The organism is Pseudomonas canadensis, assembly GCF_000503215.1.
Classification (GTDB): domain Bacteria; phylum Pseudomonadota; class Gammaproteobacteria; order Pseudomonadales; family Pseudomonadaceae; genus Aquipseudomonas; species Aquipseudomonas canadensis.
Window position 1 is genome coordinate 277,601 of sequence record NZ_AYTD01000016.1, and the last position, 14,285, is coordinate 291,885.

Annotated in this window: 17 protein-coding genes; 2 read left to right on the forward strand and 15 right to left on the reverse strand. The window is 57.0% G+C overall.

All coding sequences use genetic code 11. The features are described 5' to 3' along the window. Positions 1 to 54: 54 nt before the first annotated feature. Entirely contained in the window at positions 55 to 975 is a 921-nt protein-coding gene (locus U367_RS0118470) for a LysR family transcriptional regulator (RefSeq protein WP_028618129.1), read from the forward strand. 56 nt (positions 976 to 1,031) lie between these two features. On the opposite strand, the gene U367_RS0118475 is transcribed toward U367_RS0118470, so the two are convergent. Both U367_RS0118475 and U367_RS0118480 read right to left on the reverse strand, forming a co-directional pair. Then, the gene (locus tag U367_RS0118475; protein WP_003232445.1) at positions 1,032 to 1,547 is read right to left on the reverse strand and encodes a single-stranded DNA-binding protein; all 516 of its coding nucleotides are present in this window, start codon (positions 1,545 to 1,547) and stop codon (positions 1,032 to 1,034) included. 9 nt (positions 1,548 to 1,556) lie between these two features. Continuing rightward, a complete protein-coding gene (locus U367_RS0118480; RefSeq protein WP_010206876.1) occupies positions 1,557 to 2,951 on the reverse strand; it encodes an MFS transporter in 1,395 nt (464 codons plus the stop codon). A 178-nt stretch (positions 2,952 to 3,129) separates the two neighbouring features. On the opposite strand from U367_RS0118480, the gene uvrA reads away from it, so the two are divergent. Further along, on the forward strand, positions 3,130 to 5,964 hold the full coding sequence (gene uvrA / locus U367_RS0118485) for an excinuclease ABC subunit UvrA (protein ID WP_028618130.1): 2,835 nt from the start codon (positions 3,130 to 3,132) through the stop codon (positions 5,962 to 5,964). Positions 5,965 to 6,031: 67 nt separating this feature from the next. Here the strand turns inward: uvrA and bfr are convergent, their stop codons facing one another. From bfr to rplR, 13 genes are all read right to left on the reverse strand, one after another. Further along, a complete protein-coding gene (bfr, locus tag U367_RS0118490; protein WP_003176400.1) occupies positions 6,032 to 6,496 on the reverse strand; it encodes a bacterioferritin in 465 nt (154 codons plus the stop codon). Positions 6,497 to 6,651: 155 nt separating this feature from the next. Next, entirely contained in the window at positions 6,652 to 8,100 is a 1,449-nt protein-coding gene (locus U367_RS0118495) for a catalase (protein ID WP_028618131.1), read from the reverse strand. Between the two features lie 238 nt (positions 8,101 to 8,338). Further along, the gene (gene rplQ, locus U367_RS0118500; RefSeq protein ID WP_003176402.1) at positions 8,339 to 8,725 is read right to left on the reverse strand and encodes a 50S ribosomal protein L17; all 387 of its coding nucleotides are present in this window, start codon (positions 8,723 to 8,725) and stop codon (positions 8,339 to 8,341) included. Between the two features lie 41 nt (positions 8,726 to 8,766). Continuing rightward, complete coding sequence (locus tag U367_RS0118505) at positions 8,767 to 9,768, reverse strand: DNA-directed RNA polymerase subunit alpha (protein ID WP_003176403.1); 1,002 nt, start codon at positions 9,766 to 9,768, stop codon at positions 8,767 to 8,769. Positions 9,769 to 9,790: 22 nt separating this feature from the next. Further along, a complete protein-coding gene (rpsD, locus tag U367_RS0118510) occupies positions 9,791 to 10,411 on the reverse strand; it encodes a 30S ribosomal protein S4 (RefSeq protein ID WP_003176404.1) in 621 nt (206 codons plus the stop codon). An 18-nt stretch (positions 10,412 to 10,429) separates the two neighbouring features. After that, positions 10,430 to 10,819, reverse strand: a complete 390-nt coding sequence (gene rpsK, locus U367_RS0118515) for a 30S ribosomal protein S11 (RefSeq protein ID WP_002555466.1) — start codon at positions 10,817 to 10,819, stop codon at positions 10,430 to 10,432. A gap of 30 nt (positions 10,820 to 10,849) precedes the next feature. Next, positions 10,850 to 11,206 carry a 30S ribosomal protein S13 gene (gene rpsM, locus U367_RS0118520; RefSeq protein WP_003194635.1) on the reverse strand — a complete coding sequence of 119 codons (357 nt, stop codon included), beginning with the start codon at positions 11,204 to 11,206 and terminating at the stop codon, positions 10,850 to 10,852. Positions 11,207 to 11,335: 129 nt separating this feature from the next. Then, a complete protein-coding gene (gene rpmJ, locus U367_RS1000000131030) occupies positions 11,336 to 11,452 on the reverse strand; it encodes a 50S ribosomal protein L36 (RefSeq protein WP_002555468.1) in 117 nt (38 codons plus the stop codon). A gap of 28 nt (positions 11,453 to 11,480) precedes the next feature. Next, positions 11,481 to 12,809: a preprotein translocase subunit SecY gene (gene secY / locus U367_RS0118525; protein WP_003194637.1), complete on the reverse strand. Its 1,329-nt coding sequence runs from the start codon at positions 12,807 to 12,809 to the stop codon at positions 11,481 to 11,483. Next, entirely contained in the window at positions 12,810 to 13,247 is a 438-nt protein-coding gene (gene rplO / locus U367_RS0118530) for a 50S ribosomal protein L15 (protein WP_003176407.1), read from the reverse strand. A 3-nt stretch (positions 13,248 to 13,250) separates the two neighbouring features. Then, positions 13,251 to 13,427, reverse strand: coding sequence for a 50S ribosomal protein L30 (rpmD, locus tag U367_RS0118535; protein WP_003186033.1), 177 nt, complete (start codon positions 13,425 to 13,427; stop codon positions 13,251 to 13,253). Between the two features lie 2 nt (positions 13,428 to 13,429). Continuing rightward, positions 13,430 to 13,930 (reverse strand): 30S ribosomal protein S5, encoded by a 501-nt coding sequence (gene rpsE, locus U367_RS0118540; RefSeq protein WP_003176409.1) that lies wholly within the window; start codon positions 13,928 to 13,930, stop codon positions 13,430 to 13,432. A 3-nt stretch (positions 13,931 to 13,933) separates the two neighbouring features. Further along, positions 13,934 to 14,284, reverse strand: a complete 351-nt coding sequence (gene rplR / locus U367_RS0118545) for a 50S ribosomal protein L18 (protein ID WP_003186037.1) — start codon at positions 14,282 to 14,284, stop codon at positions 13,934 to 13,936. Position 14,285 lies beyond the last annotated feature (1 nt).

Here is a 14,285-nt window from a genome sequence, read left to right on the forward strand (position 1 = left end):
GCCATGAGAACAAATGCCAGGATTGAAGCCCTCCCATACCTGAAAAGTATTCCTATGCTGGAGCTTCGCCAACTCAAGGCCTTCGTTGCCATCGCTGAAGAAGGCTACATCACCCGCGCGGCGGAACGCCTGGGCATGCAGCAGCCCCCGTTGACGCGGATGTTGCAAAACCTTGAGGCCGAGTTGGGCGTGGTGTTGATGGAGCGCCTGCCCCGTGGTGTACGCCCCACCACCGCCGGGCTCGCGTTGCTGGATGAAGCCCGGGAGATCCTTGCGCACGCTGAAGGGATTGCAGAGGTGGTACGCCGTGCCGCACGCGGTGAACGTGGGCGCCTGGCGATCGGCTTCACCAGTTCGGCGGCGCTGCATCCTTTTGTGCCGAGTGTGCTGCGGCTGTTTCGCGAAACCTTTGTCGGCGTCACAGTGGTGCTGGAGGAAGCTGGCACCGGCGAACTGCTGGATGCCTTGGTACACGAAAAACTCGACGCGGCGTTTATCCGCTCGCCTCTCAGTGGGACTCAGTCGCTGCAGGACGAACCCATCCTGGTGGAACCGATGCTGCTGGCGCTGCCCACCGAGCATCCGCTGGCGCTTGATGCAGGCTCTCCCCTACCCTTGAAGGCACTGGCGACCGAATCCTTCGTGCTCTATCGCCGTCGCGTGGGGTTGGGGTTGTATGACGCGATTCTGGTGGCGTGTCGTGAAGCGGGGTTCAGCCCGCAGGTGGTCCAGGAAGCACCGCGCATGACGGCGACATTGAGCCTAGTGGCGGCAGGACTTGGTGTGTCCATCGTGCCAGCGTCGATGCAGCGGCTGCGCGGGGACGGCATCGTGTATCGGGAGCTGACGGAGTGCCAGAGCCTGGTGGCGCCGCTGCATTTGGCGACGCGTATCGATGACGGTTCGGCCGTGTTAGGCCGGTTCAAGGATATGGTTGTCATCGCCGCTTCGACTGACGCTGATCACGGCCAATAAAAAACCCCCGAGGCCTGAGCCAAACGGGGGTTTTGCGTGTTCCGGACTTTAGAATCCTAGAACGGGATATCGTCATCAAAGCTGTCGAAATCCGGAGCCGGCTGCGGAGCGGCCTGCTGTGGCGCTGGACGCGACTCACGCTGTGGCTGCTGGCTTGGCTGTGGACGCGACTGCTGTGGACGCGGTGCCGAGTTGGACATGCCGCCCTGGCCCTGTTGGTCGCCCTGTGGACGGCCGCCCAGCAGTTGCATGGTGCCTTGCATGTCGACCACGATTTCAGTGGTGTAACGCTTGATGCCGTCTTTTTCCCACTCGCGGGTTTGCAGCTTGCCTTCGATGTACACCTGCGAACCTTTACGCAGGTACTCACCAGCGATCTCAGCAACCTTGCCGAACATCGACACACGGTGCCATTCGGTTTTCTCGACCTTCTGGCCGGTCTGCTTGTCGGTCCACTGTTCGCTGGTCGCCAGACTCAGGTTGGTCACGGCGTTACCGTTAGGCAAGTAGCGAACCTCGGGATCCTGGCCGCATGTACCGACCAATATGACTTTGTTAACCCCACGGGCCATAACGTTCTCCTAGGCTGGGCGCGCTGTCGGCACTGGGTTGACCAGTTGCTCGAGCGTCGCGCGATCCAATAATTCGGTGTCCAATTTGATGTAAATGGCCGCTTCTTCCGCGACCACGACTGCATCTGTTACCCCTACGACTGCCTTGAGGCGCTCTACCAGACCACTTTCGCGGATCGCCTCAGGCGATAGCGGCAAACGCAGGCTCGTGACGTAGGGAGGTTCGCGCATGGTAACAGCAAAGGCCAGCCAAAGTGCAGCCAGCCCGGCGCATCCAAGGAACACAACCGACAAACCGCCATGCTGGAACATCCAGCCCCCCATGATGCCGCCCAGTGCAGAACCGAGGAACTGGCTGGTGGAATACACCCCCATCGCCGTGCCCTTGCCGCCAGCGGGTGAAACTTTACTGATCAGCGAAGGCAATGAAGCCTCCAGCAGGTTGAACGCGGTGAAGAACACCACCGTGCCGATTACCAGCGCCCGCAGGCTGTCGCCGAACTGCCAGAAGAATAGCTCAGTGAGCATCAGCGTCGTGACGGCGCCGAGCAGGATTCGTTTCATTTTGCGTTTTTTCTCGCCATAGATGATGAACGGGATCATGGCGAAGAACGAAATCAGCAGCGCAGTGAGGTAGACCCACCAGTGCTGCTCCTTGGGCAGGCCGGCTTTTTCAACCAGCGCCAGGGGCAAGGCGACGAAGCTGCACATCAGCATCGCGTGTAATACGAAGATACCTAAATCCAGGCGCAGCAGGTCAGGATGCTTGAGCGTCGGCAAGAGCGCCTTGCGTGCGACGCCCGACTCGCGATGCTGCAGCGTGCCGGTGGAGCGCGGCACCATAAAGGCAACGATCACGATGCCAAACAGCGCCATACCGCCGGTGGCAAGGAATAGGCCATGCAAGCCGAACGCACGGGTCAGCAAGGGACCGACCACCATGGCCACGGCAAACGACAGACCGATAGTCATGCCGATCATGGCCATGGCTTTCGTGCGATGTTGTTCGCGGGTCAGGTCCGATAGCAAGGCCATCACCGCTGCGGAAATCGCGCCGGCGCCTTGCAGGATCCGTCCGGCAATCACACCCCAGATAGAGTCGGATTGGGCCGCGAGCACGCTGCCGAGGGCGAACACGATCAGCCCGAGGTAGATTACCGGACGACGGCCAATGCGGTCGGAAATGATCCCGAACGGAATCTGGAAAATCGCCTGGGTCAGGCCATAGGCGCCAATGGCCAGGCCGATCAATGCGGGGGTCGCGCCTGCGAGATCCATTCCATAGGTCGCCAGCACCGGCAACACCATAAACATGCCCAGCATACGGAAGGCGAACACCAGGGCCAGACCGCTTGCCGCTCGGGTCTCGCCGCTACTCATGCGTTCGCTGTGGGGATCGTGCATGGAAAAACCTCGTGTGAACCGGCGGCGATTCTACCAGTCCCATCGATTGAGAGGGTATATGCGGCGCTTTGCCGCGCAGCTTTCATCTAAGGCTGCAAGCGGCCTTTTGACAGTGTATATTCATCCAGTCTTTAGCCGTATACTCCGGCATTATTCACGCCCGCCGTGCGAGGCCATCTTGGACAAGATCCTGATTCGTGGGGCTAGAACCCACAACCTGAAGAACATCGACCTGACCCTGCCCAGGGACAAACTGATCGTCATCACCGGCTTGTCCGGGTCCGGCAAATCGTCCCTGGCGTTCGACACGCTGTATGCCGAAGGCCAGCGTCGCTATGTGGAATCGCTGTCGGCCTACGCCCGCCAGTTCCTGTCGATGATGGAAAAACCCGACGTCGACACCATTGAAGGCCTGTCGCCAGCGATCTCCATCGAACAGAAATCGACCTCCCATAACCCGCGCTCCACCGTGGGCACCATTACCGAAATCTACGATTACCTGCGCCTGCTGTATGCACGCGTGGGTATTCCGCGTTGCCCGGACCACGACATTCCCCTGGAAGCCCAGACCGTCAGCCAGATGGTCGACCTGGTGCTGGCCCAGCCGGAGGGCGCCAAGCTGATGCTGTTGGCGCCAGTGATCCGTGAGCGCAAGGGTGAACACCTTTCCGTCTTCGAAGAACTGCGGGCCCAGGGTTTTGTGCGCGCACGCATCAACGGCAAGCTGTATGAGCTGGATGAAGCGCCGAAGCTCGACAAGCAAAAGAAGCATTCGATTGATGTAGTAGTCGACCGCTTCAAGGTGCGCGCCGACCTGCAGCAGCGCCTTGCGGAATCCTTCGAAACCGCGTTGAAGCTGGCCGACGGCATTGCATTGGTTGCACCGATGGACGACGAGCCGGGCGAAGAGATCATCTTCTCCGCGCGCTTTGCCTGCCCGATTTGCGGCCATGCAATCAGCGAGCTGGAACCCAAGCTGTTCTCCTTCAACAACCCGGCCGGCGCCTGCCCGACTTGCGATGGCCTGGGCGTGAAGCAGTTCTTTGACATCAAGCGCTTGGTCAATGGCGACCTGACGCTGGCGGAGGGCGCGATACGCGGCTGGGACCGGCGCAACGTCTATTACTTCCAGATGCTCGGGTCGTTGGCCTCGCATTACAAGTTCAGCCTGGAAGTGCCGTTCAACCAACTGCCGGCGGATCAGCAGAAGGTCATCCTGCATGGCAGCGGCTCGCAGAACGTCGACTTCAAATACCTGAACGACCGTGGCGATATCGTCAAGCGCTCCCACCCGTTCGAAGGCATTGTGCCAAACCTGGAGCGTCGCTACCGCGAGACCGAATCGGCCAGCGTGCGCGAAGAGCTGGCGAAATTCCTCAGCACCCAGCCGTGCCCGGATTGCCGTGGTACTCGCCTGCGTCGCGAGGCGCGGCATGTGTGGGTGGGCGAGAAGACACTACCGGCGGTGACCAACCTGCCAATCGGCGATGCCTGTGAGTACTTTGGTGTGCTCAAGCTGACCGGTCGCCGTGGCGAAATCGCTGACAAGATCCTCAAGGAAATCCGCGAGCGCTTGCAGTTCCTGGTCAACGTTGGCTTGGATTACCTGTCGCTGGATCGCAGTGCCGACACCTTGTCCGGCGGTGAAGCCCAGCGGATTCGCCTGGCCAGCCAGATTGGTGCTGGCCTTGTGGGTGTGTTGTACATCCTCGATGAACCGTCGATTGGCTTGCACCAGCGCGACAACGATCGCCTGCTGGGCACCTTGAAACACCTGCGGGATATCGGCAATACGGTGATCGTGGTCGAGCACGATGAAGATGCAATCCGCCTGGCGGATTATGTGGTCGACATTGGCCCGGGGGCGGGTGTGCATGGCGGGCATATAGTCGCTGAAGGCACGCCGGCCGAAGTCATGGCTCATCCGGACTCACTGACCGGCAAATACTTGTCTGGTCGTGTGAAGATTGCAGTGCCGGCCAAACGCACGCCACGTAACAAGAAGCTGGCGTTGCACCTTAAGGGCGCGCGTGGCAACAACTTGCGCAATGTCGACCTGGAAATTCCACTGGGTCTGCTGACCTGCGTGACTGGTGTTTCCGGCTCGGGTAAATCGACGCTGATCAACAATACGTTGTTCCCCTTGAGTGCCACCGCCCTGAACGGCGCGACCACCCTGGAAGCCGCTGCCCACGACAGCATCAAGGGACTGGAACACCTGGACAAGGTGGTCGATATTGATCAAAGCCCCATTGGTCGTACACCGCGCTCCAACCCGGCGACCTACACCGGCTTGTTCACGCCCATCCGTGAACTTTTTGCCGGGGTTCCGGAATCCCGCTCACGGGGTTACGGGCCGGGCCGGTTCTCGTTCAACGTCAAGGGCGGGCGCTGTGAAGCGTGCCAGGGCGATGGCCTGATCAAGGTGGAAATGCACTTCCTGCCAGACATCTACGTGCCGTGCGATGTATGCAAGAGCAAGCGCTACAACCGCGAAACCTTGGAGATCAAGTACAAGGGCAAGAGCATCCACGAAACCCTGGAGATGACCATCGAAGAAGCGCGGGTGTTCTTCGACGCGGTCCCAGCGTTGGCGCGCAAGCTGCAGACGCTGATGGACGTGGGCTTGTCGTACATCAAGCTGGGGCAGTCGGCGACCACGCTGTCAGGTGGTGAGGCGCAGCGGGTGAAGTTGTCTCGCGAGCTGTCCAAGCGCGATACCGGCAAGACCCTGTACATCCTCGATGAGCCGACCACCGGCCTGCACTTCGCGGACATCCAGCAACTGCTTGACGTGCTGCACCGCTTGCGCGACCACGGCAACACCGTGGTGGTGATCGAGCACAACCTTGATGTGATCAAGACGGCAGATTGGCTGGTAGACCTGGGGCCGGAAGGCGGCTCCAAAGGTGGCCAGATCATTGCCGTGGGCACACCGGAGCAAGTCTCCGAAATGCCGCAGTCGCACACTGGTTACTACTTGAAACCATTGTTGGAACGCGACCGGGCCTGACTTTTTCGGGCCCAAAGAAAAGCCCCTGTCACTTTGCGGTGACAGGGGCTTTTTTTGTAGCCGGGAATCAGAACTGCGATTGCAGGTAATTCTCCAGGCCAATCAGCTTGATCAGGCCCAACTGCTTTTCGAGCCAGTAGGTGTGATCTTCTTCGGTGTCATTCAACTGTACCCGCAGGATTTCCCGGGTGACATAGTCGTTGTGCTGCTCACAGAGCTCGATTCCTTTGCAGAGCGCGGCACGGACCTTGTACTCGAGGCGCAGGTCGGCAGCGAGCATGTCAGGCACCGTAGTACCCACATCCAGATCATCAGGACGCATACGCGGCGTGCCTTCGAGCATGAGGATACGGCGCATCAGTGCGTCGGCGTGCTGTGCCTCTTCTTCCATCTCGTGGTTGATACGTTCGTAGAGCTCGGTAAAGCCCCAGTCTTCGTACATGCGCGAATGGATGAAATATTGGTCACGAGCAGCCAATTCGCCCGTCAGCAACGTGTTGAGGTAATCGATTACGTCGGGGTGACCTTGCATCGCCCTACATCTCCCTGCTTGAAAGTCTGTAGTTTGAACCATGATGACTTGAAGGTCACGGGATCAACGGCAGAAAAGTGATGTTTTTCGGAGAAAAGTAGCTGAAATAACGCAAAAACCGCCCAAATGAGGGCGGTTCTGCTTATCGTTTAGAGTCAGTTAAGCGATACACCCAACGCCTTTGCGATTGCTTCTCCATAAGCCGGATCGGCCTTGTAGAAGTGCTGCAGTTGGCGCTGAACCACATCACTGGAAACGCCACCCATCGCGCCGGCAATGTTGTTGGTGAGCAAGGCCTTCTGCTCATCGTTCATCAAGCGGAACAGCGCACCGGCATGGCTGTAGTAATCCGTGTCTTCACGGTGATCGTAACGGTCAGCCGCGCCACTCAGGGCCAATGCAGGCTCCGCATACTGCGGTGCTTGCTTTGGTGCATCGGTGTAGCTGTTTGGCTCGTAGTTAGGCGCTGCGCCGCCATTGCTACCGAAGGCCATCGAACCATCGCGCTGGTAGCTATTCACCTGGTTACGCGGCGCGTTCACCGGCAGTTGCTGGTGATTAGTGCCAACACGATAGCGATGCGCATCAGCGTAAGCGAACACACGACCTTGAAGCATGCGGTCTGGCGACAGACCAACACCAGGAACCATGTTGCTTGGGCCGAATGCAGCTTGTTCCACTTCAGCGAAGTAGTTCTGCGGATTGCGGTTCAATTCCAACTCGCCGACTTCGATCAACGGGAATTCCTTCTGCGACCAGGTTTTGGTCACATCGAAAGGGTTCTCGTAATGAGCGTTGGCCTGGGCCTCGGTCATGATTTGGATGCACACGCGCCATTTCGGGAAATCACCGCGCTCGATCGCGCCAAACAGATCACGCTGGGCGTAATCAGGGTCAGTACCAGCCAGGCGAGCAGCTTCAGCCGGCGCCAGGTTCTTGATGCCCTGCTTGGTCTTGTAGTGCCACTTGACCCAGTGACGCTCACCCTTGGCGTTGATCAGGCTGTAGGTGTGACTGCCGAAGCCGTGCATGTGACGATAGCCGTCAGGGATGCCACGGTCCGAGAACAGGATAGTGACCTGGTGCAGCGCCTCGGGGGAGTGCGACCAGAAATCCCACATCATTTGCGCGCTTTTCAGATTGCTTTGCGGCAAGCGTTTCTGTGTGTGGATGAAATCCGGGAACTTCAAAGGATCGCGAATGAAGAACACAGGGGTGTTGTTACCCACGATGTCCCAGTTGCCTTCTTCGGTGTAGAACTTCAAGGCAAAACCACGTGGGTCGCGCTCGGTATCAGCCGAACCACGCTCACCGCCAACGGTGGAAAACCGCAGGAAGGTAAGGGTTTGCTTGCCAACGGACTCGAACAGCTTGGCGCTGGTGTATTGCGTGATGTCTGTAGTGACCGTGAAAGTACCGTAAGCCCCCGAACCCTTGGCGTGCACACGACGCTCAGGAATGTTTTCACGGTTGAAGTGAGCGAGCTTCTCGATCAGGTGAAAATCGTCGAGCAGCAATGGGCCCCGCGGGCCGGCGGAACGGGAATTCTGGTTGTCCGCAACGGGGGCGCCGCTGGCGGTGGTAAGGATTTTATTCTGGCTCATGCACAATTTCCCTCAGGTCGGACTTGGAACTGCCGGCTAATCGGCTTGGAAGGAGTATTGATCATCAACATGACACCTACAAATTCATTAAATTGTAGGCGTCGATAGATATTTCCTACCGAACACTCCATCTCCCATAGTGCCAAGCACAATCCTCGGAAGCTTGTATTGAACACGCTTTTATCACAGGCACAAAAAACCGGGCACTAGGCCCGGTTCTTCGATACAGCTTGTCGTCTTACTCGGCGCTTACAGCTTCGCCGGCAGTAGCACGATCAACCAACTCGACGTACGCCATAGGCGCGTTGTCGCCAGCGCGGAAACCGCACTTGAGGATGCGCAGGTAGCCACCCTCACGGGTAGCGTAACGCTTGCCCAGGTCGTTGAAGAGCTTACCAACGATAGCTTTCGAACGAGTACGGTCGAAAGCCAGACGGCGGTTAGCCAGGCTGTCTGTCTTGGCCAAAGTAATCAGCGGCTCAGCAACGCGACGCAGTTCTTTAGCTTTCGGCAGTGTAGTTTTGATCAGCTCGTGCTCGAACAGCGACACCGCCATGTTTTGGAACATGGCCTTGCGGTGCGAGCTGGTACGGCTCAGGTGACGACCACTTTTACGATGACGCATGGTTCATTCCTTACCAAACTCACGTTCGGTGATTACGACGATCAGGCAGTCGCCTTGTCGTCCTTCTTAAGACTTGCAGGCGGCCAGTTGTCGAGGCGCATGCCGAGGGACAGACCGCGGGAGGCCAGAACGTCCTTGATTTCAGTCAAGGATTTCTTGCCCAGGTTCGGAGTCTTCAACAGTTCTACTTCGGTACGCTGAATCAGGTCGCCGATGTAGTAAATGTTTTCCGCCTTAAGGCAGTTAGCCGAACGTACAGTCAGTTCCAGATCGTCAACCGGGCGAAGCAGGATCGGATCGATCTCGTCTTCCTGCTCGATTACCACTGGTTCGCTGTCACCTTTGAGGTCGACGAACGCAGCCAACTGCTGTTGCAGGATGGTTGCAGCGCGGCGGATAGCCTCTTCAGGATCCAGAGTACCGTTGGTTTCCAGATCAATAACCAGCTTGTCCAGGTTAGTACGCTGCTCGACACGGGCGTTTTCCACCACGTATGCGATACGGCGAACCGGGCTGAACGAAGAGTCAAGCTGCAAGCGACCAATGCTGCGGCTTTCATCTTCATCGCTCTGACGCGAGTCGGCCGGTTCATAACCACGACCACGAGCTACGGTGAGCTTCATGTTCAGGGCGCCGTTAGACGCCAGGTTAGCGATTACGTGATCGGGGTTAACGATCTCGACATCATGATCCAGCTGAATATCGGCAGCGGTAACCACCCCCGAACCCTTCTTCGACAAGGTCAGCGTAACTTCGTCACGGCCGTGCAGCTTGATAGCCAGACCTTTAAGGTTCAACAGGATTTCAATTACGTCTTCCTGTACACCTTCGATGGCGCTGTACTCGTGGAGCACACCGTCAATCTCGGCCTCGACTACTGCACAGCCGGGCATTGAGGACAACAGGATGCGGCGCAGCGCGTTGCCCAGGGTGTGGCCAAAACCACGCTCGAGAGGCTCGAGAGTAATTTTGGCGCGGGTTGGACTGACAACCTGCACATCAATGTGGCGGGGTGTCAGGAACTCATTTACCGAAATCTGCATGGATGCACCTATTTTCTAGCCCTTACTTGGAGTAGAGCTCGACAATCAGGCTTTCGTTGATGTCGGCGGACAGATCACTGCGAGCAGGAACGTTCTTGAAAACGCCCGACTTCTTCTCAGTGTCTACTTCTACCCATTCTACGCGGCCACGTTGGGCACACAGATCGAGAGCTTGGACAATGCGAAGTTGGTTTTTTGCTTTCTCGCGAACTGCGACCACGTCACCAGCACGAACCTGGTAGGACGGAACGTTTACGGTCTGACCGTTAACGCTGATCGACTTGTGCGATACCAGCTGACGGGATTCGGCACGAGTCGAACCAAAGCCCATACGGTATACAACGTTGTCCAGACGGCATTCGAGCAGTTGCAGCAGGTTTTCACCGGTTGCACCTTTTTTGCCAGCAGCTTCTTTGTAGTAGCCGCTGAACTGACGCTCGAGAACGCCGTAGATACGACGGACCTTCTGCTTTTCACGCAGTTGGGTGCCGTAATCGGACTGGCGACCGCGGCGTTGGCCGTGGATACCAGGTGCTGCTTCAATGTTGCACTTCGATTCGATCGCGCGCACGCCGCTCTTCAGGAAGAGATCGGTGCCTTCGCGACGAGCGAGTTTGCATTTTGGACCAATGTAACGAGCCATTCTTTACAATCTCCTGGATTACACGCGGCGCTTCTTCGGCGGACGGCACCCGTTGTGCGGGATTGGCGTCACGTCGGTGATGCTGGCGATCTTATAGCCACAGCCGTTCAAAGCACGGACAGCAGACTCACGACCTGGACCTGGACCCTTGACGTTAACGTCGAGGTTTTTCAGGCCATATTCCAGCGCAGCTTGACCAGCACGTTCAGCAGCTACTTGAGCAGCAAACGGGGTGGACTTGCGGGAACCGCGGAAACCCGAACCACCGGAGGTAGCCCAAGAAAGCGCGTTACCTTGACGGTCGGTGATGGTCACGATTGTGTTGTTAAAAGAAGCATGGATGTGGGCGATGCCATCAACCACTGTCTTTTTAACTTTTTTACGAGGACGAGCAGCAGGTTTTGCCATGATAATTTTCCTGTCGATTCGCTGGGGCGATTACTTGCGGATCGGCTTACGCGGACCTTTACGGGTACGCGCGTTAGTCTTGGTACGCTGACCGCGTACTGGAAGACCACGACGATGACGCAGACCGCGATAGCAACCGAGGTCCATCAAACGCTTGATTTTCATGTTGATTTCGCGACGCAGGTCACCTTCAGTGGTGAACTTCGCCACTTCGCCACGCAGCTGTTCAATCTGCTCGTCGCTCAGATCCTTGATCTTAGCGGCTGGGTTTACCCCAGCAACTGCGCAAATTTTCTGCGCAGTAGTGCGACCAACACCATAGATGTAGGTCAGCGAGATAACAGTGTGCTTGTTATCTGGAATGTTAACGCCTGCAATACGGGCCATTCAGTGGGACTCCAATTGACAGCTACCTACGCCCCGGAAGCCAAGAAATAGGGCGCGAGATAATATCGCTGTAATAACAAATAATCAACCCGGCAGCGCACTAGCTGCCGGGCTTCAAGCGGATCACACTCAGCCTTGGCGCTGTTTGTGACGCGGTTCCGCGCTGCAAATTACTCGAACAACACCTTCGCGGCGAATAATCTTGCAGTTACGGCACAGCTTTTTCACCGATGCACGAACTTTCATCACCAACTCCTCGAACCTTATGGGGTACTCAGCGCAACATGCCGCTGCCGTAGCCCTTCAGGTTGGCTTTCTTCATCAGGGATTCGTACTGGTGCGAAACGAGGTGCGATTGTACTTGGGACATGAAGTCCATCACAACCACGACCACGATCAGCAACGAGGTCCCGCCAAGGTAGAACGGAACGTTTGCTGCAACCACCAGAAACTGGGGCAACAAGCACACGGCCGTCATATATAGAGCACCGAACAGGGTCAAACGAGTCAGAACGCCATCAATGTAGCGTGCAGACTGCTCACCTGGACGGATGCCCGGAATAAAGGCACCGGACTTCTTCAGGTTTTCCGCTACGTCTTTCGGATTGAACATCAACGCCGTATAGAAGAAGCAGAAGAAAATAATCCCTGCACTAAACAGCAGAATATTCAACGGCTGACCAGGAGCGATCGACTGAGAGAGGTCCTGCAGCCAGCCCATGTTTTCGGACTGACCAAACCAGGTACCCAACGAAGCCGGAAACAGCAAAATGCTGCTCGCGAAAATTGCCGGAATAACACCGGCCATATTCACTTTCAGCGGCAAGTGGCTGGTCTGCGCAGCAAAAACCTTACGGCCCTGCTGACGCTTGGCGTAGTGAACAGCAATACGACGCTGGCCACGCTCAATGAACACCACAAAACCGATAATCGCTACTGCCAGCAAACCGATGGCAACCAGGGCGAAAATGTTGATATCACCCTGACGTGCAGACTCGAAAGACTGCCCGATCGCTCTCGGAAGACCGGCGACGATACCTGCGAAAATCAACATCGAGATACCGTTGCCAACACCACGCTCAGTAATCTGCTCACCCAGCCACATCATGAACATCGCACCAGCCACAAATGTGGATACCGCGACGAAATGGAAGCCAAAGTCACCAGTGAACGCAACGCCCTGCCCTGCCAGGCCAACGGACATGCCGATAGCTTGAACCAAGGCGAGGACGACAGTGCCGTAGCGGGTGTACTGGCTAATCTTGCGACGGCCAGCTTCACCTTCCTTCTTCAACTGCTCCAGCTGCGGGCTGACGGCGGTCATCAATTGCATGATGATCGATGCCGAAATGTACGGCATGATCCCCAGTGCAAAGATGCTCATCCGTTCCAGCGCGCCGCCGGAAAACATGTTGAACAAGCTAAGAATGGTCCCCTCATTCTGTCGAAACAGGTCTGCGAGTCGGTCCGGGTTGATACCTGGAACCGGGATGTGTGCGCCTATTCGGTAGACGATAATCGCCAGGAACAGAAAACGCAGACGAGCCCAAAGTTCAGACATACCGCCTTTGCCGAGCGCTGAGAGAGCACCTTGCTTAGCCATTTATTCCTCGAACTTGCCGCCAGCTGCTTCGATAGCCGAACGCGCACCTTTGGTGGCGCCGATTCCCTTGCCGATAGTGACAGCGCGAGTCACTTCACCGGACAGCATGATTTTCACACGCTGTACGTTGACGTTGATCACGTTGGCATCTTTCAGGGTCTGCACAGTAACGATGTCGCCTTCCACTTTAGCCAGCTCGGACAGACGCACTTCTGCGCGGTCCATGGCCTTCAGGGATACGAAACCGAACTTAGGCAGGCGACGATGCAGCGGCTGTTGACCGCCTTCAAAGCCTGGAGCAATGGTGCCACCGGAGCGGGAGGTTTGACCTTTGTGGCCACGGCCACCAGTCTTACCCAAACCGCTACCGATACCACGGCCCGGACGATGCTTTTCGCGACGGGAACCCGGCGCTGGACTCAGATCATTGAGTTTCATCGATTAACCCTCTACACGCAGCATGTAGTAAGCCTTGTTGATCATCCCGCGATTCTCGGGAGTATCCAGGACTTCTACAGTGTGACCGATGCGACGCAGACCCAGACCTTTAACACACAGTTTGTGGTTAGGGATGCGGCCGGTCATGCTTTTGATCAGCGTTACTTTAACGGTAGCCATGATCAGAAGATCTCCTTGACAGTCAGACCACGCTTGGCAGCGATGGACTCAGGAGATTGCATAGCTTTCAAACCTTTGAAAGTGGCGTGAACCACGTTTACCGGGTTAGTCGAGCCATAGCACTTGGCCAGAACGTTCTGAACGCCAGCAACTTCGAGGACAGCACGCATAGCGCCGCCAGCGATGATACCGGTACCTTCAGAAGCCGGCTGCATGTACACCTTCGAAGCGCCATGGGCGGACTTCATTGCGTACTGCAGAGTGGTGCCGTTCAGATCAACTTGGATCATGTTGCGACGAGCAGCTTCCATTGCCTTCTGGATCGCAGCAGGCACTTCACGTGACTTGCCACGGCCGAAGCCAACACGGCCTTTACCATCACCTACCACGGTCAACGCGGTGAAGGTGAAGATACGGCCGCCTTTAACGGTTTTGGCTACGCGGTTAACTTGAACCAGCTTCTCAATGTAGCCTTCGTCGCGCTTTTGGTCGTTATTTGACATAACTTAGAACTCCAGCCCAGCTTCACGAGCAGCATCAGCCAGCGCTTTCACGCGACCGTGGTACTTGAAGCCAGAGCGGTCGAAAGCCACTTGCGAGACGCCAGCGGCCTTAGCACGCGTAGCGACCAGCTGGCCAACCTTTGTGGCCGCGTCGATGTTGCCAGTGGCACCATCACGCAGTTCTTTATCCAAAGTCGAGGCGCTTGCCAGGACTTTGTTGCCGTCGGCCGAGATGACCTGGGCGTAGATGTGCTGCGACGAGCGGAACACGCAGAGACGCACGACTTCGAGTTCGTGCATTTTCAGGCGTGCTTTGCGAGCGCGACGCAGTCGAGTAACTTTTTTGTCGGTCATT

Excerpts from the sequence above, each read along its gene's own strand:
- rplQ (WP_003176402.1), bottom strand. The coding sequence starts at position 8,725 with ATGCGTCATCGTAAAAGTGGTCGTCACCTGAGCCGTACCAGCTCGCAC.
- rpsK (WP_002555466.1), bottom strand. The coding sequence starts at position 10,819 with ATGGCAAAACCTGCTGCTCGTCCTCGTAAAAAAGTTAAAAAGACAGTG.
- rpsE (WP_003176409.1), bottom strand. The coding sequence starts at position 13,930 with ATGTCAAATAACGACCAAAAGCGCGACGAAGGCTACATTGAGAAGCTG.
- U367_RS0118495 (WP_028618131.1), bottom strand. The coding sequence starts at position 8,100 with ATGAGCCAGAATAAAATCCTTACCACCGCCAGCGGCGCCCCCGTTGCG.
- U367_RS0118470 (WP_028618129.1), top strand. The coding sequence starts at position 55 with ATGCTGGAGCTTCGCCAACTCAAGGCCTTCGTTGCCATCGCTGAAGAA.
- U367_RS0118505 (WP_003176403.1), bottom strand. The coding sequence starts at position 9,768 with ATGCAGATTTCGGTAAATGAGTTCCTGACACCCCGCCACATTGATGTG.
- rpmJ (WP_002555468.1), bottom strand. The coding sequence starts at position 11,452 with ATGAAAGTTCGTGCATCGGTGAAAAAGCTGTGCCGTAACTGCAAGATT.
- U367_RS0118480 (WP_010206876.1), bottom strand. The coding sequence starts at position 2,951 with ATGCACGATCCCCACAGCGAACGCATGAGTAGCGGCGAGACCCGAGCG.
- rpsD (WP_003176404.1), bottom strand. The coding sequence starts at position 10,411 with ATGGCTCGTTACATTGGTCCAAAATGCAAACTCGCTCGTCGCGAAGGC.
- rpsM (WP_003194635.1), bottom strand. The coding sequence starts at position 11,206 with ATGGCCCGTATTGCAGGCGTTAACATTCCAGATAACAAGCACACTGTT.
- rplO (WP_003176407.1), bottom strand. The coding sequence starts at position 13,247 with ATGAAACTCAATGATCTGAGTCCAGCGCCGGGTTCCCGTCGCGAAAAG.
- secY (WP_003194637.1), bottom strand. The coding sequence starts at position 12,809 with ATGGCTAAGCAAGGTGCTCTCTCAGCGCTCGGCAAAGGCGGTATGTCT.
- U367_RS0118475 (WP_003232445.1), bottom strand. The coding sequence starts at position 1,547 with ATGGCCCGTGGGGTTAACAAAGTCATATTGGTCGGTACATGCGGCCAG.
- rplR (WP_003186037.1), bottom strand. The coding sequence starts at position 14,284 with ATGACCGACAAAAAAGTTACTCGACTGCGTCGCGCTCGCAAAGCACGC.
- rpmD (WP_003186033.1), bottom strand. The coding sequence starts at position 13,427 with ATGGCTACCGTTAAAGTAACGCTGATCAAAAGCATGACCGGCCGCATC.
- bfr (WP_003176400.1), bottom strand. The coding sequence starts at position 6,496 with ATGCAAGGTCACCCCGACGTAATCGATTACCTCAACACGTTGCTGACG.